The sequence below is a fragment of the Chloroflexus sp. MS-CIW-1 genome, from assembly GCF_030444705.1.
Classification (GTDB): Bacteria; Chloroflexota; Chloroflexia; order Chloroflexales; family Chloroflexaceae; genus Chloroflexus.
The window spans coordinates 456,652-479,807 of sequence record NZ_JAUBWR010000002.1 but is presented as its reverse complement, the minus strand read 5'-3'; the positions used below and the strand labels follow the sequence as shown (position 1 = coordinate 479,807).

Sequence of the window (23,156 nt, the reverse complement as noted above, 5' to 3'; positions counted from 1 at the left end):
AGGAAGGAAGTGAGCGAGAATGCAGTACGGGGGTTCACTACCAATTCGTTTTGAGAATGACATTGATAACTAGATTGTATGATTTTATAGCAGGTTTGTCAAGAGTCACAGCATCAGCGATAGGAGTTTGCGACGTTTTCAGCTCTGGATGCACGGACCTCTGGCCCGCGTCGAGTAGTGAGTGATGAAGGCATCGGTTAGCGCATCAGTACACCATCGAAGGCGGCTTCGGCACCTGTCCCTACCATCCTGGGTGCGCGGGCCTCTGGCCCGCGTCGAGTGGTGAGTGACGAAGGCATCGGTTAGCGCATCAACTTCCGGGTAGGATAAAACTCTGAACAGCTCTGATAGCGAGCAATACCTCTTGACAAATAGGGGTTTCATGATTTATGATATGTTGCGCAAGCATCTGTTTTAATAGCAACTTTTCTATTGAAAACAATATCACCGCGCTCAATCTAGCTCCATAGCACCCAAGTGCGGTCAATGCAATGGTGCTACTCCACGGCGTCCCTGACGGATGCCGCCGTGTTGGGAACGTACAGGAAGTGCAAAGGAGCTCTAAAGTGAGACCGCGCTTGTTTTTCCGCATCTTGCACCTCATTCTCGCGTTTGGGGTGCTCTTTGGTGCAACGATTGCACCACAACCATCGGTAAGCCTCGCCGCTCACACCTCACAGCCGACGTCAGTCAATCTCGCTGGTAACCTGCAATCAGCCGCAACTGCCGGTGCGTGTAGCAACTGGGATCCAGGATGTATCGGTTCGGCCTTTACTCCACAGGGAAACGGAGTCTACCTCTTCGTTTCAGCGCCTATTCCAGCCGGAAACTATGAGTACAAAATTGCTATGGGAAGTTGGGCCGAAAATTACGGGGCCAATTTTCAGCAAGATGGCCCAAATATTCCAATTACTCTGAATAGCACGCAATCTGTACGTTTCTACTACGATCACAAGACCCATTACATTGCTGATAGCGTGCGAAATACTATCTATACCGTTCCGGGAAATTTCAACAGCGAAATCGGTTGCGATGGCGACTGGCAGCCGGAATGTCTACGTACCTTTATGAGTGATGTTGATGGCGATGGCATCTTTACGTTTATCACGGATGCAATTCCACCCGGCAGTTATGAATTTAAGATTGCCACCAATGAGAGCTGGGCGAACCCAAACTATGGCGCATTTGGGAACAATGTACCTTTCACCATTACCGGCCCGGCAACTGTCATCTTTAGCTTTAATACAGCCACAACGTTCGTTGGGGTTGAAGTGCGCAGCGCGTTGCCTCAACCCGACAACAATGTTGAATGGGATGGAGTGTATCACAATTCCCGTGATCCCCTATACCGCACCCCAGGTGGCGCAGTCCCTGCCGGCACACCAGTAACTATTCGGTTACGTACCTTCCACAATGACGTGACTGCAGTAACGCTGCGGGTCTACGATGTCAATGCTGGTGTCCAACGCTTTATTCCGATGAGTATTGTCGCAGCCGATACCGATTGTTATGGCGACTATGGGCCGCGAACCTGCGATTTCTGGGCCGCTACGTTGCACGAGACGCAACCCAACAATCTCTGGTATCGCTTCATAGTGACTGATGGGAATGATACTGATTATTACGCTGACAATACAGCAGCACTCGATGGCGGTCCTGGACGCATGACTGATGATGTGGTTGACTTCAGTTATGCGTTGATGTTCTACGATCCGGCTTTTACCTCGCCCAATTGGGCAAGATCGGCTGTTATCTACCAGATTTTTCCTGATCGTTTCCGCAACGGCAATCCGCACAACGATCCCCGTACGGGCGATATTCGGTACGACGATCCAGTTATTACATTGGGTTGGGGTGATCTTCCTGAAGGGTTCTGCCGTCATTACGCTGATGCAGCTTCCAACTGCCCATGGCGCTATGACAGTACACCACCTGCCTGGAGCCCAACCATTGAGGGGCCACGTGGTCGTGATTATTACGGTGGTGATTTAGAGGGTGTGATCGAGAAGCTCGATTATCTGCAACAACTCGGTATTACCACCATTTACTTCAACCCTATTTTTGCCGCTGGCTCGAATCATCGCTACGATACCCGCGACTACTATCGGATCGATCCTTATCTCGGCAATAATAGTACGTTCGTCCACCTCGTACAAGAGGCACGACGGCGTGGGATACGGATCATTCTCGATGGCGTCTTCAACCACATGTCATCAGACAGCCCATTCTTTGATCGGTATGGGCATTACGATACCCTGGGTGCCTGTGAGTCACTGGCTTCACCCTATCGCAACTGGTTCAACTTCCGTACCACGAATGTACCCTGTACGAGCGATGATTACGTTGGATGGTTTGGGTTTGACTCGATCCCCGAAATAAACAAGTCAAACCCTGACGTGCAAAACTATTTCTTGACCGGTGCTAACAGCGTCACACGCTTTTGGTTACGGCGAGGCGCAGCGGGCTGGCGTCTTGATGTGATGGGCGATGCCAGCTTCCCCAGTGGTTTTTGGGAGACATTTCGTACAGTAGTGCGTCAGACCAGGCGTGATGGGCTGATCGTCGGCGAGTTGTGGCAGAAAGACTCAACATTGCTCCGCCATCTGCGCGGCCAAACCGCTGATACAACGATGAATTACCGCCTGCGCGACGCGGTAATCGGGTTGCTTTTACCGGGCGGAACGTTTGATAGCAAAGGTTTTGGAGATAGTGGACGGGTCATTAGCCCCTCAGAGTTCTTGAGTCGCCTGGCCTCAATTCGTGAGGATTATCCCGATGCTGCGTACTACACGCTCATGAATCTGCTTGATAGTCATGATACTGAGCGTATCCTGTGGACTCTCACCCCCGGCCAGGAAACTCGAGCCGACAAGGAGTTCAACTCAGCCAATCTAGCCGAAGGGAAGCGGCGTTTGCAGCTTGCTTCTCTGATCCAATTCACTATGCCTGGCGCACCAACTATCTATTACGGTGACGAAGTGGGTGTAACCGGTGATGATGATCCCGACGATCGGCGTACCTATCCGTGGCCTGACTTGGGAGGGTCTCCTGACACTAATCTCTTTGCATACTACCGCAGCCTGACCGAACTGCGCAATCGCTATCCAGCTTTGGTACGGGGCAATTTCACCCCACTACTGGCTGACGATGTGGCAGGTGTAGCAGCGTATGGCCGCAAATATCGCAATGAAGCAGCGATTGTTCTGATCAATCGCAGTGCGGCCACGCAGACGGTAACAGTTCCGGTTAGTGGCTTCCTTCCCAATGGGGTAGAACTCTGTGCACTCTTCACGGTTGGTAACCAGCTTGACGAGAAGGTTCGAGTCGTACAAGGGGGTGTGCAGATAACGCTGGCTCCGCTGAGCGGTACGGTTCTTCTCAGCGAGCCAGGTGCCGACCTGACTCCACCTGCTGCACCACAAAACCTCCGGGTAACCGAAGAAGGTGACGGTTTGGTTCGCTTAAGCTGGCAACGCCCAAGTGGTGGAGCAAAGGCGTACAACATTTACCGCAGTCCGGTCAGTGGTGGTGGTTGGGTAAAGATCAATGCCACGCCAGTAACCAGCCTCACCTTTGCCGATACCACAGTCATTAATGGTCGCACGTATTACTACACAGTCCGAGCACTAGATGCAGCCGGTAACGAAAGCCCGGCCTCGGTAGAAGTCAGTGCGCTTCCACATTACCCGATCGGGTGGGCTAATCTGCAATGGCCGCCGAGCATCAACCATACCGTCTCGGCTATCGATTTGACACCAGAGATTTATGGGCAGGTGTGGATTAACGGCGTTACCAACCTGCCTGGCGCAACACCTGGTCTACGTGCTCAGGTTGGATACGGTCCACAAGGTAGTGATCCACGTGGAAGTAGCTGGATATGGGTTGAAGCAACCTTCAACGTCGATGTCGGTAACAACGACGAATTCAAGGCCCGGCTCCAGCCTGAAACCGTCGGGGTCTTCGACTACGTCTTCCGCTACAGCACAACGAATGGACGCGACTGGCTCTACGCTGATCGCAGTGGACCAATCAACGGATTGCCAACCCAGCCAGGCATACTTACTGTACTCTCTAGTGGTGATACGACACCACCAGCGATACCAACCGGCCTGCAGGTGCTGAGCGCCTCACCGGCAGGAATCACCTTGAGCTGGAATGCGGTTGGCGACGCCTACGCCTACGAAGTACGCCGCATCGACGGTAACGGTAACGAAATCATCTTTGCTCGCACGACGACCACTACCTTTACCGACACGACAGTGATGGCAGGCACAACTTACACGTACGCGGTGCGTGCACTTGACACATCGTTCAACCGTTCGGGCTTCAGCACACCGGTAACTGCTACTGCTGAACCACGCACGGTCACGCTGGTCGTGAACGTCACCGTACCAATCCCGGTCGAAGATGCGATTGGGCGGAGCGTTTATATTGCTGGCTTCCTTGACCGACTCGATGGTGGATTACCGCAGTGGAATCCGGGTGGGGTCGTTATGACCCAAATCTCTCCAACACAATGGACGATCACCTTTACCGGACGCGAGGGCACGCAGCTTGAGTACAAGTATACCCTTGGCTCGTGGGATTACGTTGAGAAGGGTGCCGCTTGTGAAGAGCTAGCCAATCGCCAATTAACGCTCACCTACGGTGCAAGTGGCCTACAAACGGTGAACGATACCGTGCTCAACTGGCGTAACGTTGATCCATGCGGAAACTAAGACGATAAGCGAGCAGACATCTCTGCTCACCCCCCCTATTGGCTCTGCGGCAACCAGGCTGGTTGCCGCAGATTCATGCTTTGACTGCAACTGACAGTAAAGGAGCAACGTCGAATAGATAGCATGATAGAAAGGAGAAAGTTATGAACACACCACAAACTCGACGCCTACAACGAACACGCAGTGATCGTATGATCGCCGGGGTTGCCGGCGGCCTGGCAAAATATCTGGGTATCGATCCGGTTATCATGCGGATTGCATTTGTCATCGTTGGGCTGATGAATGGCATCGGGGTCGTCATCTACCTTGTCCTATGGCTCTTGATGCCGAATGAAGATGCTGAGTCAACGACCAACAATCTCGATGTCGCTATCGACGAGATGCGGGCAATGATTGAACAACTAGTCGCTCGAATCCGCGATCTGTTCCGGTAATAATGTTGCTGGATTGGTGCTCTCGTAGAGGGTGATCAAAAACCTGAGTTGGTGATCACTCTCTCAGCTTCCATCTGGGTGAGGCACAGGAAATCCCTACCGCTTTCACCCTTCGACAGAGGGGCGGTTCGCGCACCGCCCTTCCGCGATGATACAATGGGCACAGGATGCGCCTGATGGGAAATGCAGCTTGTTGACTATTCATCCATGTCACAGGGCGGCGCCGTACCTCGATGGATGACTCCGTCCCGCACTTATGATCCCCCTGGCGATGCAATGACCCGCATCATCGGCGAGCAGTGCCATTCATTCCCTGGCGGCGGGAACCACTAGGGATGAATGAGAGCAGCAAGCAACTGTCGGCAAAGGAATATTCAGACACACTGGCGCTGCTGTTTCCCCTCTCTTACATCTCTGCCACTACCAGATATTCCACTGCCGTTCTGTACCTCATCGTTCCTACCCGTTCAAACCGCGCACGGCCACCGGCCCAAAACCAAGGTAATCACAGGCAGTAAGCTGATAGTACACGCCTTCGACACGACCTTGCACCGCGTTATCCCAATCGTAACGGCGATGCAGGTGACCGTAGATACACGTTGTAGCTCCGGCAGCAGTGATCAAACGAGCGAATTCCGTGGGCTGACGATTAACGAACGGCGGAAAGTGAATCATCACGATGAGCGGCTTATCGACGGCTAGTGTCTTTCCCGCCGTTAATGCTCGTTCGAGTAAACCGAGTTCGCGCTGGTAAATTGGGAGATCGGTTTCGCCAAAACCAGGTGTTTCAGGCGTGATCCAGCCTCTGGTACCACAAACGACAGCTTCGCCAATATCGATTGCGTCAGCTCCGATCAGACGTAGGCTCTGCGGGAGATGACGACGGATCGAATTGACACGGCGCGGACACCAGTAATCATGGTTCCCGCGAATGAGCACCTTCGTGCCGGGTAACGCATCTATCCATTGCAAATCGAGCAAGGCATCGGATAATTTCATTGCCCACGAGATGTCTCCGGCAATCAGTACCCAATCGGTTGCTGCTACCCGTTCACGCCACGCCTGTGCAATGCGTTCGGGATGATCTTTCCAGCCGGGACCGAAGATATCCATCGGCTTGGGACGAGCAAAAGAAAGATGGAGATCAGAAATTGTCCAGATCATAGCGCTTGATGATAACAGGCCTGGCGCTGCAATGCAACTCTGTTTTAGGAGTGTGTGATGGAATCTTCAGCACTTTATCACATACCCTATGTGGTATCACAGGCTACGGCTGACAACAAATAGCGGTATAATGGCCGTCGGCAACAGGCCCATCGGTGAAGGGACAGAATGGCTGTTCGTAATCGTGCAACGATTGCCGGAGAGCTACTCGCGGCAGAATCTACATCTTCTATCCGTACAACAGTTCGCGCAACGCTGTTGATGTTACTGCTGGCTTTGTTGGCGGGAGTAATGGCCTATCAGGCGCCACCACAAGGCCGGGTCGCCATCGGTTGGCCGGGAGATCGTCTCTTCGTTGGGGTTAGTCCCGGTCTGGGACAGGCGCCGGTTGAGCGCGGTGATCTGTTTGCCGACGAATTAACGCCTGATTCACCAACCGGGCGTTCGCGATGGACACGCGAACGAGCGGTATTGGTCTTGCCAAACGTTGGTGCCGGTTCAGCGTTGCAGTTGACCATTGTTGCCCAGGGTTGGCCGGCGTCTGTCGGTGTGCAACCGACGGTGAGCGTATTCATTGATGAGGTGTTGGTTGGTAATTTCGTTCCTACGCCACACTGGGAAGCATATTCTTTCTCTGTACCGGGGATCGTTCATCAACACGATAACCTGACGATTACGCTCCAATCATCAGCAACTCTAACCGATGAACGCGATCCACGACCGAAAGGGGTGCGACTGGCTGAAATTCGGATTGCGTCAAATCAGGAATCGGCATTGTTTTTGCCGCCAGCCTGGCCGGCAGTGGCATTGTTGGGTTGGAATGCAGTGCTATTGGCCGTATTGCTAGCCCGTTTACGGCTGAGCCAGGCTCAGGTGTATATTCTGACTACCCTCGGCATCAGTATAGCAGCGATCGGTCTGGCAGGCGCCCGCATCTGGATGGCGGCAATTCTCAACGTGGCGATGATCGGCTTACTGGCGCTCAATGTGCTTGTGTATCGACAACCACTCTTGACCTTTATCCGACGACTGGTACAGCACTATGCCCATGGACGTATCCTGGGGTATGGCCTGGTCACTGTAGCACTAGTCTGTTTCGGTTACGTCTTGTTGCACGTGTTTCATTGGACGACAGCGGTTGGGGTTCGGCTTTTCTGGCAGATTTTTCCCGATTCACTGTTACTGGCCCTCTTAGGCACCGCTCTGCTGGCGTTGATCTTGAACAATGGCCGCACCGGTTTGCCACGGCTGAGCGACGCACTGGTTGATTGGCTGGCAACACGGTATGGGGCCAGGCTCGTACTGGGACTGTTCGCCGTCATCTGGTTGGGTTTTGAAGCTACCGTGATCGCTGCCCTGCCGTATGTCGGGCATGCCGATTACAGCGATAATGCGATTGTAGCGCGTAATCTGGTTCGTGGGCGCGGATGGGTTGTTGATTATATCAGTCAATTTTATTATCTATACGATAGCGTAACCCGGCCACAAGAAACCTGGCCGCTGTTACAACCAGTCTGGATTGCGCCTTTTTTTGCATTGTTCGGGCCAACCGCCTGGGCAGCAAAGATTCCCAATTTCATTTTTGATGTTATCCTACTTGTTCTCCTGTACAACATTGGAAGCTGGCTATGGGATCGGCGAGTCGGAGTGACGGCGGCCATCATCGTGTTGACCAATTACCTCTTCTTCCGGCTGTCAATTTATGTCACAAACGATCTGGCATTTGTGGTATTTAGTCTGGCCGCAACTGCTGCGTTGCTGCGCAGCCATACCGACGGGAGAAAGCGCTGGCGATGGCTCCTGATTTCGGCAATCTGTACCGGTCTGATGATGTTGCAGAAACCCAGTGGGGCGATGTTTGCGCTGGGGATGGGGCTTTGGCAATTGACAATACTGTTAAACCATCTCCGTCCTATCCCAACCTGGCAACAACGTTGGCAACGGCTACGTACTGAACTGACACCGATTGTCGTCTGGTCACTCATCGCGCTCTTCATCCTTTCGCCATACCTGGTACGTAATATGATACTGTTTGGAAAACCGGTCTACAGTACTGAAAGTTACGATGCCTGGGTGCTCGACTATCGTGGTGTAAGTGGTGATGCCTGGGCCGAGATCTACCGCGTGTTCGCACCAGAATGGGGTGGACCCGGCCTTCCCAACCGCAGTTGGATCTTGCGCTGGGGATTTGATGCAACCATAACCAAATTCGAGACCCAGGTGCGTGAATTGCGAGCGTATCTGATGCCGGCGTGGCCAGGAGCACCAGACCCAATCGCTGCCCTATTCAGTCACGATGCGCAGAAGAACATTCTGACCTCCCTTGGTGCCTGGCTTGCGCTGACCGGTTTCCTGGCGGCAATTGCGTATCGCCGAAACTGGATGAGCCTAATAGGGTTTACGTATACGCCGTACATCCTCTTTATGCTCACCTATTGGCGTACCAATGAAGAGCGCTATTGGGTGGCACTTATTCCGTGGCTGGCGCTTCTAGCATCCTGGATGATCTGGGCCGGCTATGATCGATTGGCAACCATCGGTGATCGACGTTGGGCGCCGTTGGGGCTGATTCTGGCACTGACTGCCATCGTAACAATTGTCGCCGGTTCACAAGCCGACATTGCCGACAAGGTACGCAACGAGCCTCGTATCTGGCAGCAAGACCTGGCCGCTTATGAATGGTTACGCGCCAATACGCCACCCGATGCAGTGATTATGACCCGTCTGCCCTGGCAGGTTAACTGGCATACCGAACGACCGGCGGTGATGATTCCCAACACCGATGACCGTGAACTGCTGTTGCATATTGCCCACCACTATGGGGCAAAGTATCTAGTCTTGGAAAATCAGATGCGGGTGAAAGGTGATGTCGGTCGGCTATTAGCACCGCTGATGGATCACGCTAATCAGCCGGGGATGATCATTGACGGCTTTGAATTACTCTATGCTAGTCCGACACCTGATTTTCGTGCGTTTATCTATCGGATTCCTACTTCAAAATAGAACTTTCGTCGTATGCGTATCTTAATGTTGGCATCCTCACTGCCAAAATACCCACGAGAAACAACCGCACCGTTTATCGAAGAGATTGCCGCCGGGATCGCGGCCCGTGGTCATCAGGTGACGTTAGTCGCACCATGGCATCCCGAATTGCGCCGCCAGACCCGTGAACGTGGCATTGAACTGCGCTTTTTTCGCTATGCACCCCACCCCACCCTGAATATCTGGGGCTATGCCCAGTCACTCCATAGTGACACTCAGGTGCGTGATCGGGCATGGATTGCGGCCCCCTTTGCGCTCACAGCCTCGATGCTAGCATTACAACGCGAATTACGACAGGCCCAGGCCCGCGGAACGCCGTTCGATCTGGTGCAAGCCCATTGGGTATTGCCAAACGGCCCACCGGCAGCACTGGCAGCACTCGGTGCCCGTCTCCCATTAGTGGTTAGTTTGCATGGGAGTGACATCTACCTGGCGGAAACACAACCCATTATGGGGAAGATAGCCGGACTCGTGTTTCGCCAGGCAACAGTAGTAACTGCCTGTAGTGCAGATTTGAGTATGCGGGGAGTACGACTAGGTGCAAATCCGACGCGCACCTTTGTGATCCCCTACGGCGTCAATCCAGATCAATTTCGCCCCGATCTGACGGCTGCACAGCACTTCCGTGCCGAATGGGGTATTCCCGAAAATGCCCCGCTCGTGTTGGGCGTAGGACGCCTGGTGAGCAAAAAAGGCTTCAGTGTGCTTCTCGATGCCTGGCCGGCAGTGCTGCGGATGCATCCGACAGCCCGGCTAGTAATTGTCGGTTACGGAGATCTGCGACCAGCGCTGGAAGCGCAGGCGGCTCGACTGGGCATCGCAACGAATGTGCTGTTTACCGGCCAACTCGATCGGGCACGCACGGCAATGGCGATGGCCGCAGCCGATGTCTTTGCACTTCCAATTGTGCGTGAAGGAGTTGATGGCTTACCAAATGTCTTGCTTGAAGCGATGGGCGCAGCCCGCCCGATTGTTGCAGCGCGGGTAGCAGGGGTGCCTGATGTAATCGAAGATGGAGTGCATGGGTTAATCGTGCCTGAGCGCGATGCAGGAGCACTGGCAGCAGCTATTGGGCGTTTGATCGCTGACCGGGCACTTGCAGAACGGCTGGGGGCAGCAGCACGCAAACGGATTGTGAATGAACTGACCTGGGAAAATACGGCGGCACGTTATGAGGCGGCGTTTGCCACGGCATTGCGAGGAAATGTCAGCCTATGAAGTGGCGACCGTTGGTGATCTGGCTCATAATCGGCGTTACCGCTCTGACGATCCGTCTTTATCGCCTCGATGCCCAGAGTCTCTGGCTCGATGAAGGGAATAGCTGGGCGATGGCGATGCAACCCTGGGGTATCCTGTTTCGTGATCTGCTGCAACCGAGCGCGGCCTACCCACTCTACCATATTCTTTTGAAGGGATGGATGTGCGTAGCCGGGATGAGTGAGTGGGCGCTGCGCTTACCATCGGCCTTGGCCGGCACCCTGAGCGTTGCATTCGTGGCGCTGGCGGCACGCACGGCAGCCGGTACATCTCCCCGACGGGAGGGTATCACAATCGCGGCCTTGGTGATCAGTACACTCTCACCCTTCGCGATCTGGTATGCTCAGGAAGCAAAAGTGTACGCACTCGTGCTGGCAGTCAGCGCGGCGATGATCTGGCTGACGCTCTGGGCTGTGCAAGCTGACCACTCACAGGCATGGTTCTGGTTGATTGGGCTGGCACTGATTGCACTCTTTATTCATCGCCTCACGGCGCTACTGAGCCTGAGTATTGCGCTGATTTGGTTATTCAGCCGACCGCGGCGGTACCGCTTTGCACTCGCCGCAGGATTGCTCGCCACCGGCATCGGGATGATTGCGGCTATGGCTGCTGGTGTGGGGAGTGATCGGGCAGCGCGCGGCGCTTCAATTGCCGCCGATCCGCTTATGGCCCTCTGGTTGACGATAACTCGTTTCAGTCTTGACCGCTGGCCGGGTGATCTCGAATGGTTCTGGTTGCTGCCATGGTTGCTGATGTTCGGCCTAGGATTGCTTAGTCTACGTCACGTCTCACCAAATGTCAGACTCGTGCTGGGGGTGACGGGTAGTCTACCGCTTATCCTCTTCTCGTTACAACTGTTCGTTACCCGTCTCTATGAAACCCGCTACCTGATGATTATCTTTCCGGTATGGATCATTATTCTGGCTTTAGGGATAGGTCACACTGGCTGGCTACGCTCGGTGGGATGGTTAATGCTCATCGGAATGATAACTACTGCCGGTCTTGCCATGACGCAACCTCGTTTCGGCCTCTTTTCGGGTGATCCGGTCAAAGAACAATACCGCGACGCCATCGCGGAACTGGCACGACGGGTTCATCCCGACGATGCTGTGGTGATTCACCCAGGTTATCTGCGTCCATTGTACGACTACTACACAGCCCGCTTCAGTGTTGATCCGATGCCACAACCGATCACGTTCGCCAATTTCTGGACCGGCGAAACCGATTACAGTCAGCGCGAGTGGGATGTTGAGCGGCGCGAGGCATTAACCGGTTATACTCGGAGCTGGCTGATCATCGCACCAGATCATGCGCGAACGATTGATCCACCGCTCCCTGGCGATGAATATGGGCTGGTCGGTAACTTCTGGGCCTTTAGCCGTGAGCAGCGGACCTGGCCGTGCGGTATCTGGCGTTTCCATGGTGTTCATCTCTTCTGTCAAGAAGCACCAGAAGCCTACATCACCGGTGAGATTGTACACCCAGCGACACCGCTCACGGCTCTGTTTGGTGGTCACCTGCAATTGCTGGGTTATACCTTGAAAGCAACCACTCCGGCCGGGCCAGGAGTATATCGGGCCGGTGGCAATATTCCACTGAGTCTCTTCTGGGATGTACAGCAGCCGCTGAGCGAGGATTACAGCCTCTTTATTCATCTTTGCCGCGATTGTGAACAGCCGCCGGTTGCCGGTGATGATGGTCAACCGTTAACCGGCTATCTCCCTACCAGCACATGGCTGCCGGGCAAACCGGCGCGCGATGATCGGGCTGTCTACCTTCCACCCGATCTCGCACCCGGTCAGTACCGTCTCCTGATAGGCTGGTATCGACCAACCGATCCCACTCCAGCCGGCCGTTTACCGGTATACAGTGAGCGATCACTTGGCGACGGACGGCTCTGGTTAGCGACGATTGAGGTTATTGCTGGTGATGAATAGCCGTCTCTGGTTCAAACAACACTGGCCTCTCATACTGGCTTTGTGTTGTGGTCTTGGCTTACGAGTGGCGCTTTGGGGCAACTTGCCGCGTCTCGGTCTCATTTCCGATGAAGCCGAGTATCTGGCCGCTGCCGACTGGCTGGCCAACGGGCGTGGGTTTGCCTGGCATACCGGCTATCTCTGGACACGCGCACCACTTTACCCGCTGTTCCTGGCGGCGCATATCGTCTTGTTTGGTCGCAACGAAGCCATTATTTTTGCCAGCCAGAGCCTGCTGAGTCTGGTGAACGTTGGGCTGGTGTATGCGATAAGTCGTCAACTGGGTGCGTCCTCGCGTACTGCTGGTGGTGCAGCGCTTTTGAGTGCGCTTTCGTTACCACTCGCAATGTATCCGCAACTGCTGTTAAGCGAGACCTTATTTATCTGCCTGCTCCTGGCAGCTTTTTGGTTGTTGGCTCGTCTGCATCACCGATACCGACTTTTCATCGGCGGTTTCTTCCTCGGTCTGGCGACACTTACACGCGGGTTGTTACTTGGTTTTTTGCCGCTGGTCACGCTCTGGCTGTTCTGGCACACCACCGGCAACTTGCGCCAGCGCGCCATCACGGCGCTGCTCCCCCTGTTGAGTGCAGGATGTCTGATTGGGCCATGGGCGGTCTACGCCTCACGAACATACGGTGGCCTGATCATCATCGACACGACTGGCGCCTACAACCTGGCTTTAGGCGCCCGTACCGCCTACGATGATGGTCGCAGCGATGCCCCAACCCGCAATTTCGTGTTGGCCCTCCTCGATCCAACGCTTGATGATGCCACCCGTGTTGCACTCACTGCCAATTCGTGTCTGGCGCAGAATGGAGATCCGCGTTTGCAGACGGTATTGACCAGACCGGTGACGAGCATCACCCAGGCCGAACGACAGCAACTGCTGACTGCTGAAGGCTGGTGTCTGATTCGGGCAAAGCCGTGGGCGTTTGTCGCAAAAACGCTGATGGAGCTGATCGATCTGCTCCAAATCAATTATAGTGGCGATGAACGGTTGGTCGAGGGGTTTGCTTTGGGCCGTTTACCCGAGTGGTACACACTCGCGCTGTTTGTGCTTGATGATACATTGTACATCGTCGCGTTACCGCTCGCCGTGTTGGGCTGGGCTACCCTGAAACGAGGGCGCTCTGAACTCGCTTGGCTGATTGGGCTGTGGTTGCTCTACAACCTGGCCGCAGCACCGTTGTTGTTTGCAATTAATCGCTTCCGAACTCCGCTGTTGCCCTTTTTGTTTATTATGGCAACAACGACGCTGGCAGCCGCTCCGCGCTGGCGAATGTGGTTAGTTGATCGACGTGGCCTGCTCTACGCCACGTTCGCAGTGCTTACATGGCTCATCGCTGCCACGCCCTACGCCTACCTCGAACCACGTGCCGACGGCGCGCCATCACAATGGGCATCGTACTTCGGCCCTTATCCATCGGCACTGGCAGCCACACAGATTGCCTGGCAGCGCCGCCCACAGTATCACGCTTTTGAGCGTCTCGCCGAGGCCGTTGCCAACGACGATCTGGCAGCGTGGTCGCAAGCACTTGCCGATCCCGATTTACCACCATATGCCCGTGCGATTGGCGAGCCATTGTTAGCAGCTCGAAACGGCCAGCCAACTATCGGCTTGGAACTCTTAGCCCAACAGCAACCACTCTACCTGTGGCAAGCCGCGGTTATTCGTGGTGAACTACTCCGTCACATGGGTGATCTCACTGCTGCCCGTCAGATATTGGGGCAAACTCTGGTTGACGACTGGAATCCGACCGGCTGGGCGTGGCGCTGGCTCCACCCACCACCGTTGCCCAACCATCGGATTGATCTAGCCGATGACAACGATCTCGGTTATATCGACGGTTTTTATCTGGGTGAATTCGATCCCATACTAGGGGCAACAGTACGGTGGGCAGGTGAAACCGCACACCTTCGTTTCCCGGCAGCCGCTTCAGGACGGGAACGCCAGCTTTGCCTGCGTGCAGCCGCCAACTGGCCGGTTGATCTGTCGCCGCCGACGCTCAACGTCTGGCTCTACGATACGATGCTGGGAAGATTCCGCCCTCAACCGCAACTGCAAGAGTTCTGCCTGCCGTTACCAGCCCAACCGGCTGGCACCGATTACGTTATTACCATCACCGGCCCCGGATTTATTCCCGACGCCCTCGATCTGGTACGTCGGCAAGGGCCACAGGTCGGTCAGCTACGGATTCTGTCATTTCAACTAGACTGGGCTGAGGTAAGGTAGGACGTACCGTTGTTAGGCAAAGGGTGAGACTTGATGGTGTATCGTCATCACCTCCTTGCAATGTGGGAAGGTATGTCAGAGGGTACGGTAGGGATTCGGATCACCGAGTGGACAACCCCCTGCTCTTCCGATGTGCGAGGAAAGGAAAAACAACCAAAAACGACCGGGAAAAAAGAGGTTTCAGACAGGAGCAGATACTTTTTCAGATACAGAACGGCAAATGCATCCACTGGCCCACATCAGCGCTCAACGAGATTGAGACGGAGGAATGCGCAATTCAACCGTCGTCCCCTGACCTATCTCACTACGAATACGAAGATCGGCGCCGATCAGGCGGGCCCGCTCTTTCATCAGCTCTCAACGAGATTGAGACAGGGGAATGCGCAATTCAACCGTTGTTCCCTGACCTATCTCGCTGCGAATACGGAGATCGGCGCCGATCAGGCGGGCCCGCTCTTTCATATTCAGTAAGCCAAGAGAACCTCGGTTCGTATAGCTACTCTCGACCGCAGCGACGTTAAAGCCTTGCCCACGATCACGCACACTGGCGACAAAGTGATCTTCTTCAACGTACAGATAGATCGTGATGCTATCGGTTTTCGCGTGTTTACGGGCATTATTGATGGCCTCTTGTAAGATGATGAAGATCGCCGCTTCAATCTCAGATGGTAAACGTGGCACCTGCGCCGGTGCTTCGAGACGCAGCTTAATATCGTTCCCTGAAGGATCGCGCCAGCGCTCAACATACTGCTGGAGGGTCACCAATAACCCCTGTGTTTCGAGACCAAGCGGACGCAACTCGAAGAGTAAGTTGCGAATATCGTGGGTCGTCTTCTGAACCAGCTCCGCCAATGTATCCAGCTCAGCAGGTACTCGTTCAGGCATTGCCTTGAAGAGACGCTTAATAAACTCGATATTCATCGCAATTGCGGCAATGCTCTGGGTTGGGCCATCGTGCAAATCACGGGCAATTGCGTGCCGAACTTCAGCCTCTTTTTGCAACAGTTTATCGCGCTCTTCCTTCAAACGCTGATAGAGACGAGCATTCTCAATCGCAATCGCAGCTTGCACAGCCAACGTGGTGAGCAGTTGCATATCTTGCTCGGTAAACGGTTGTCCATCTACTTTGTTCAGCAACTGCATCGCGCCGATAACCCGATCCTTCACCCGCATTGGCACACAGACGATCGAGCGGGTCACAAAATCGGCTTCACGGCTGATCGCATCGTACCAACGAGGATCGTGTTCGACATCATTCACAATCTGCCCAATACCATGCGTCACCACCCAACCGGCAATGCCACGATCTGCTGGCATGCGGAACTGGCGCTGTTCGCCGGGGATTTCGAGCACTAACTCGTTCTTCTCTTCATCGAGGATAAAAATCGAACAACGTTCCGCGCCAACTACTTTAGGCACCCGCAGTTTGATGTCGTTGAGCAGGCTGGTCAAATCAAGATTGCTCGCCAGCGATTGACCGATCTCGTACAGCAGGTGAAGTTCACGTAAATCACGCTCGGCACGGCGCAGCATTGCCAGCTTATCGGCTTCACCGCCAATTGCGCGTACCAGCAATACTAGTAGCTCTTCATCGAGTGGTGGCTGACCGCCAGCTTGCTGGTCGTTTCGACTGACCACCAGGTGGAGCAGGCCAACCCCCTGTCCACCACTCTGGAGGGGCAACTCTATCAGATCGCGACTCTCGTCAATCGAATAAGAACCGACAATCGGTTCACCACTATCTTCACGGCGGGTAAACCCGTCACGCGCCTGTTCAATCAACAGCAATGTATCGGCATCAAGTTTGCCACGACTCACCTTCGTTGTTTCACCATACGGTGAGACGTACAGCAGTGCGCCAGCTTGCGCCGGCCAGAAGGAAATCAGTCGATCAAGTGATGCTTGAAGCAGATCAGCCACTTCGTGGTGACCGCCGGCAATAAGCAATTGACTGAGCGTTTCAAGCTGGCGCTGATTAATCGCAAGCGGCGGCATAGGACACCTCGAGTTGTGGCAATACGTAAAGATTTAGACTGATAATGAATATTATAGCGTATTATACCGCCCCTGCAATGAGAAGTGAAAAAAGAAATAGAAAAATGGGGAAGGTCAAGTTCCCAATTCACCCCTAGCAAATCCGCTCAGTCGCGGGCGATGAACGGTTTTATCACGTCTGATAACGCAAGAACCAACCCATCCAAGACATACCCACTTGCGATAAACTATACATCACTCACACCGTTAGGGATAGGAACTTCCTCCTCACCCGATCAGATGATCATTGGTGGTGATCGAAACAAGATGAGTTGAGAAGATGGAACGCTTCAAAGTCTGTCATCGCAGTGAATTGCCGCCTGGTTCTATGCGCTACGTTGATATCGACGGACTCCCGATCGGTTTGGCTAACGTGCAGGGAACCATTTACGCCTTCAGCGACAGTTGTCGCCACGAAGGCGGTCCTCTTTCAGCAGGCGTACTCATCGAATACACCGTGACCTGCCCGTGGCACGGGTGGACTTACGATGTACGTAGTGGGAAGAGTATTGTGCCGCCGGTTGGTTTGCGCATCGCAACGTACCCGGTTGAAATCATCGACGACGATGTGTACGTGGTTATTGATTGGTCTTCCGAGAAGTGATACAGCGCTACCGAACACAGTCGGCGGGCGGGTTTGGCACCCGCCCCGGCCCTTTCATACCCCATGACCACTGCCGGACAGATCATGTTCGGACGTGATGGAAATGACGAGAAACAGTGTCCAGAATCTGCTATCGGATAACTGCCGGCACATAGACGTTATAGAAAACAGGCAGCATTGATAGCGGTCCCAACCTCTCATCCGGTTCCGATCCTGGATTGAGAGGGACGATACCGGCGGTCAAGAATTCATTCCAGGCGGTATTTCTCGTAAACTGAAAGAGACGATGTTGAGTGTACCTGTTGAATACATCACCTTTTTGATACGGATAGAAAATCGAAATCCCGTTAACGTCCGTCATATCTACGTAGGGAGCACCAGACTCGCTAGGGAGAAAACCACTTCTAGCACGGTGACCATTGGGAAGGATAAACGACTGGGTACCGGTCAATTCATCGATCAGTTCAGTCGCTCGTTGCCGGATCGCCTGATCCTGGATTTCATTGCGGATGATTCGTACCCAGCTTAGCAAATCAAGGTATGCATCTTCAGGATCGTTGATACGATCGCCATTACTCTCGATATGAGCACTACGGTTGCGAATATCATTGAGGTGATTTTGTTGTGCAACACTATTGTTCGCGTATGCTGCCAGCTCGCGCGCCAACCTGCTCACTGCTTGCGCAACGGTAGGAACGCGCCCTAGATCAAGAGCGGTAATGGTAAATGGGTATCCGAAAGAACTTGCACGATCGGCGTACTTCTCGACTACCGTTCGTGCTACCATTTCAGGTGTAGTGTTGGCACTGATGTTGGCAAAGTAATCTTCATAGGCAAAGAATGACCATCCCAGGTATTGCGAGCTGATCAAGAACCGGGAACGGGGCGGAACCTCACTGCGGGGGCGAAGCTCGTAGGCAACCTCCAGGAGACCCATCGAACAGGCATCGAGGTGAATGACGTCAATGGGCAAAATATCTTCCGTGTTAAGTACCTCGCCAAGCTCTTTGACAGTCAAAAAAGCACTTTCATTACTCACTCCATCATCAAGGTAATCACTGGTCGAATCCCAGGAAATACCCTTCACACCTTGTCCATGATCGGCAATCGCCAGATAATAGTGTCGGGCTGGAAATTGACTTTGCCCCCAACGCAGGAAACTTCTGAGTGTGGCCGGATCATCCATCTGCCGCTCGGCAAAATGCTCTGTTTGACCCGGTATGAGCACGCGATACGTGTCATTCGCGCCTGGCCCATCGACAAGTGCAGCAACACGAATCGTCGGATTACGAGATGCGAGCGATCGCAACTCTTCCAATGCCCGATTGTAGGAGGCCAAGATGTTTTGACCACCTTCACGGTCATCTGCATTGAGGTACAGCAGTATCGTCCATGCTGGTAGCGATTGCGGCTGGGGAACTACAAACACCGAGATGCTTTCAGACGTTGCCTGTTCATTTTCATTATCGCGCACTGACAGGCTGATCCTGTGCATCCCCGACTGTAGACTGTTCGCCGGGATCTCCAGTACCGGTTGGTTACCGATAGTACCATTCAGGTTGGAAGTCCAGCGCCACTCGACAATGCTGTCACTCTCATCACTGTCTTGCGCCATACCCCGAACTATCAGTGTGTCGCTACCCTCCAGACTAGACAAATTCACATGCGTAATGGTTGCTATCGGTTGGGTGTAGCGCATCGGTTGGAAGATGAGCACCTGTTTCGTATTCGGGTTGAAAGCGTAGATGTTGCCATTCGTAGCGATGTCCCATCCTCTAACCGGCCCTTCAAGATCAATCGTGGCTGCCGGACTATTCGCTAAGGTGTCTGGACGGACGTGCAGCGTACTCGCATTGTACACATACACATTGCTCCCGAAGACATGTAACACATCATCGGCTAGCGGATCGATCGTGATTGCCAACGTACCGGCATGATTCCCATTAGCCGTGAATTTGTGAATCCGGCTAAAGTTATTGAGACCGGCATCGGCAACGTAGACATAGCCATTGGCATCAATCGCCAGATCCACCGGCAGAAAGATCCGATCATCCCTCCATTCACTCTGACGTTGACCGTTTGACAAGAATGAGACCACCTTCCCATCTTGCTTATCGGTCAGGAAGATTGTGCCGTTTGCCGCGACTGCAATAGCACCGGCAGTAACGTTAGTGAAAGCAAATGAAGAACGTTGCGCACCATTGGCGTCTAATTGATACACCCTCCCTGACGTGAGACTCAACTGATCGAGGATGTAAATCCATCCATCCAGACCTCGCGTCATGTCGATAATCTTTTGCGGTGGTGGGTCAAGCTGCAAATGGGTAATCTGCTGGTTATCTAGCCGGGCAACCAGAGCCGGATCGCGGTTCGCTATCAGGACGCCTGTCGCGGAAACGACGACCATCCCCACGATGTCGCGATAGCGACTCGCTGCTCCCCACGAGCGAATCTGGTTCGTGGTTGGGTCTACTATCGTCACCTTGTTATCGAAACTTGTGAGGTAAAGCCTGCCATCCGCAGCCACTGTCAGATCGGTAAAGACTGCCCCTGCAACAGACCACTGACGTTCAAGGGTACCGCTTGCCGACAGACGTGCGACACCGATGGTTGGATCGGTCACCCAGAGTTTGTTGTCGCCATCAACAGCAATATTCTGGATGTGGCTCAGTGACGTTGAAATTACTCCGATCAAGGAACCGTTGAGGGCAAATTTGTAAATCTTATCAAAGCCTCCGGTGATATAGACGTTGTTGTTGCGATCAACTGCAATCCCGCTGCCATTGAGATTGAGACTGGTCGGCCACTGCCACTGTCGTCGTAATGTTCCGGCAGTCGAAAAGAAAGAGACACCTCGATCATAAACGACAGCAATATCACCGTCGGGAGTCATCGCCATATCGTTGGCAAGCGGGCATTGCTCAACGTTCGGGCATAATGACCAGAGAGAAACCCGATTTCCCTGCTGATCAAACTTCTGAATGCGTCGATTCCCGACATCGAGGATGTAAACATTCTGGGTCGGATCGATGACAACACGGGCCGGTCGGTTAAATTGTCCCTCAGTACGACCATACCTGCCCCATTGGCGAACAGGAGTTTCCGTACGGTCGAAGACTTGAACCTGATGACCCTCTTGCTCAACGACAAAAATCGTACCATTCGCACTAACTGCGATCCCACTGGCGCCATCAAACCGACCTGGCTCGTCCCTCAGAGGAAATGATTGAATGCTGACATAATCGCTGCCATGACGACGCGGTAGCACGATGTCAACCTGTTGACTCCCCGGTTGCGTGATGTATGTCAGTGTGCGTTCACGCTGCCCAAAACGCACGGTGATCGTGATGGTTTCACCAGGCTGAATGTTCAAGGGTGCACTGTTCAAATTAAGTTCGTAATAGGGCGAACCACTCGCCACACTTATAATACGAGTCACTGTAGAAAAGCGATCTCCTCGTGGACTGGTGATAATAACGTCTGCACCGGCAACCGCTTCACCGTCAACATAGACTCGGCCATTGAGACAGCACGTCACCATTGATCCCCCTGGCGGTGTGACACCACCACAACCACGAGGTAGAGGCACAGGTGGCTCGTCGGATAGATCGGATACCGGCATTGGTGGTGTTGTTAGTGATGTACTATGTACGGGCGAATGAAAAGACATTAGAATAGCAAGTACCATCACGATGAGGGCAACGCGGCTGGTGGGATAACGGTAGGTTTTCATGAGGTTCTCCCTCTCATTCTAGGAGCAAGAATCCCGACCCGATGCAGAAGTCTACACCTGGTACGCTGTTCTACCATAAGAGATGGTGGAACACACTGGTTTTTGGCAGTCACAGAAGAAAAAAACTACCCATACAGAGTACTTCCCACATCTTTGTCTGATGCTCCAAACTCCACTGTCTTATCCAGAGCAGTGATGTGGGAGGAGTGAGATGAGGCTTTCAACTCGCCACCATTTTCCCATGACACTTCCTTTTGGGCGAGGTGGGGGCGACGAGCAGCGAGCAGGCTGCGCAATATCGCCATTTGCCCCTGCTCTTCCACACGGGTAGAGGCAGAAAGCGAGGCTCGTTCTGCAATACAAGCACTGAAAACGTCGAGCATCCTTACTTCTCTAGGGGTTTCCAGCTTCTTTTCCATCACGCCTCGACCTGTACAGGTTCCTTTGATCCGCTGGCCCGCATCCTGTGGTGGCATCGGTGAAACCTGCGCACGTCTATCAGCACCCCTCTTGAGCGAGTGGAAACCACTCCTACTGATGTGGCGAAAGGAACGCCAGCGAGCCAACGAAAGCGTAGCGCAGCCCACCATCAGAACGGGAAGCAGCACGCCTCCTCAATCCTTAGAACGCGACCCTGGAAACTCGCACATCCAGACAAGAGGTGCATTCTTAGAAACTCGCTCTTTTGTCAGCGGTTGTAACCCAAAATATCACGAATGATGTAATCTTGTTGCAAGCGGCGAAGATAATTTTGCTTGATCTGATAAATGCGCTGTACGTTCGGAAATCGCTGTGGAAATTTATGAACAATATCTTGTGGTTTATACCCCTGTAGATCAAGTCTCAGAATGACAAGCTCCTCTTCCGATAAGAGAGTCAGGATGCGCTGCCAGAGCGCTACCTTGAATTCAAGATCATAATTATTATTGTTAGGTACGGATTGTGTTAATCTATCGGTCAATCTCTGCCGTCTCTTCGTTCGGAGCACCGTTAAGACTGCCGTCTGAATGCACTTTTTCCAGTATTGAAAGAGCTTAGCCAGATCATTAGTTGCGGTAAGGCCCGGGTTACGCTGACTGGCTCTATGAAGAGCGATGAGTGCATCGTGGAGGATCCCCTGGATGTCGTCTTCTTCAATATCAACATGGACACCCTTAGAAGACGCTGCATCAAAAGATCGTCGAATCCAGAGGTACTGCATCCGCCCGAACAGTGTAAAGATGTACGACCAGGCTACTTGATCACCAGCAAAAGCCCGCCGGAACAGGGTCATACATGCCGGTGATTGTTGTTCGTATGACTGGCGGAAATCTGCTCTCTCGCTCTCACACAAGCGGATAAGCTCTTCCAGAGGCAGCTCAGACATATTCATTGATTTACCTCGACCCGCACTACACAATAACCCCCGGCAGGAATGCTGTCACAGCCCGCCAGTTACACGTACTATCGATGATCGTTTCTGCATCTGGTGGAAGTGTAATGTTTCATGATAAACATGTTATGAATAGGTGCTCAGTCAGTATTGTCTAAATGTAATGTATTTTTATTTAATCATGAATTCGGATCAGAAGCAACTCGAAAGATACACCATAAAATATTTTAAACAGCAATCAATGAGAATAGCAAAGTAGAGATCGAATTTGAAAGCATAGCCGAATCACCGGTATAGCACGCAAAAATCTTGCCAGTAACGGATTTTTCGTTACCAGCATAGTTGGTTCACGTATTCCAGCCATCCATCTCTGTCAAGCCGAAAAACGCTGCCCCGCATCCTGACGTGAACAGTTGGAAATGATCGCTCGCGCTGACGAGGCGAAGCGCTGCTGCGCCTCGCGCCCATACCTCGGCGGGTGAACATCATCACCTATACCAACAGGCGAGACCTCACACTCCTCCATCCGCTCCCTGTGTGGGAGCGGACTGGGGCCGAGGGAGGGTACGGGGAGCACCATTTCCCG

12 protein-coding genes are annotated in these 23,156 nt (G+C 53.3%); 7 read left to right on the top strand and 5 right to left on the bottom strand.

Annotated elements, in window-relative coordinates; translation table 11 throughout:
- Positions 1–566: 566 nt before the first annotated feature.
- Complete coding sequence (locus QTO31_RS14855) at positions 567–4,718, top strand: alpha-amylase family glycosyl hydrolase (protein WP_301429866.1); 4,152 nt, start codon at positions 567–569, stop codon at positions 4,716–4,718.
- 143 nt (positions 4,719–4,861) lie between these two features.
- On the top strand, positions 4,862–5,152 hold the full coding sequence (locus QTO31_RS14850) for a PspC domain-containing protein (protein WP_301429865.1): 291 nt from the start codon (positions 4,862–4,864) through the stop codon (positions 5,150–5,152).
- 459 nt (positions 5,153–5,611) lie between these two features.
- On the opposite strand, the gene QTO31_RS14845 is transcribed toward QTO31_RS14850, so the two are convergent.
- Entirely contained in the window at positions 5,612–6,316 is a 705-nt protein-coding gene (locus QTO31_RS14845; protein ID WP_301429863.1) for a metallophosphoesterase, read from the bottom strand.
- Between the two features lie 168 nt (positions 6,317–6,484).
- Between QTO31_RS14845 and QTO31_RS14840 the strand changes: the two genes are divergently transcribed.
- From QTO31_RS14840 to QTO31_RS14825, 4 genes are read left to right on the top strand one after another with little or no spacing between them, the layout of a single operon-like run.
- Positions 6,485–9,319 (top strand): glycosyltransferase family 39 protein, encoded by a 2,835-nt coding sequence (locus QTO31_RS14840; RefSeq protein ID WP_301429862.1) that lies wholly within the window; start codon positions 6,485–6,487, stop codon positions 9,317–9,319.
- A 12-nt stretch (positions 9,320–9,331) separates the two neighbouring features.
- Entirely contained in the window at positions 9,332–10,576 is a 1,245-nt protein-coding gene (locus tag QTO31_RS14835; protein ID WP_301429861.1) for a glycosyltransferase, read from the top strand.
- On the top strand, positions 10,573–12,552 hold the full coding sequence (locus QTO31_RS14830; protein ID WP_301429860.1) for a glycosyltransferase family 39 protein: 1,980 nt from the start codon (positions 10,573–10,575) through the stop codon (positions 12,550–12,552). Before QTO31_RS14835 ends, QTO31_RS14830 begins: the two co-directional genes overlap by 4 nt.
- A complete protein-coding gene (locus QTO31_RS14825; RefSeq protein ID WP_301429858.1) occupies positions 12,545–14,827 on the top strand; it encodes a glycosyltransferase family 39 protein in 2,283 nt (760 codons plus the stop codon). Before QTO31_RS14830 ends, QTO31_RS14825 begins: the two co-directional genes overlap by 8 nt.
- 357 nt (positions 14,828–15,184) lie before the next feature.
- Here the strand turns inward: QTO31_RS14825 and QTO31_RS14820 are convergent, their stop codons facing one another.
- Complete coding sequence (locus tag QTO31_RS14820; RefSeq protein WP_301429857.1) at positions 15,185–16,822, bottom strand: GAF domain-containing sensor histidine kinase; 1,638 nt, start codon at positions 16,820–16,822, stop codon at positions 15,185–15,187.
- 319 nt (positions 16,823–17,141) lie between these two features.
- Between QTO31_RS14820 and QTO31_RS14815 the strand changes: the two genes are divergently transcribed.
- Complete coding sequence (locus tag QTO31_RS14815; RefSeq protein WP_031461249.1) at positions 17,142–17,465, top strand: Rieske (2Fe-2S) protein; 324 nt, start codon at positions 17,142–17,144, stop codon at positions 17,463–17,465.
- Positions 17,466–17,595: 130 nt separating this feature from the next.
- Here QTO31_RS14815 and QTO31_RS14810 read toward each other — a convergent pair whose 3' ends face one another.
- From QTO31_RS14810 to QTO31_RS14800, 3 genes are all read right to left on the bottom strand, one after another.
- Positions 17,596–21,198, bottom strand: a complete 3,603-nt coding sequence (locus QTO31_RS14810; RefSeq protein ID WP_301429855.1) for a clostripain-related cysteine peptidase — start codon at positions 21,196–21,198, stop codon at positions 17,596–17,598.
- Between the two features lie 125 nt (positions 21,199–21,323).
- Positions 21,324–21,617 carry a hypothetical protein gene (locus QTO31_RS14805; RefSeq protein WP_301429853.1) on the bottom strand — a complete coding sequence of 98 codons (294 nt, stop codon included), beginning with the start codon at positions 21,615–21,617 and terminating at the stop codon, positions 21,324–21,326.
- Positions 21,618–21,886: 269 nt separating this feature from the next.
- Entirely contained in the window at positions 21,887–22,564 is a 678-nt protein-coding gene (locus QTO31_RS14800) for a hypothetical protein (RefSeq protein ID WP_301429852.1), read from the bottom strand.
- Between the last annotated feature and the right edge of the window lie 592 nt (positions 22,565–23,156).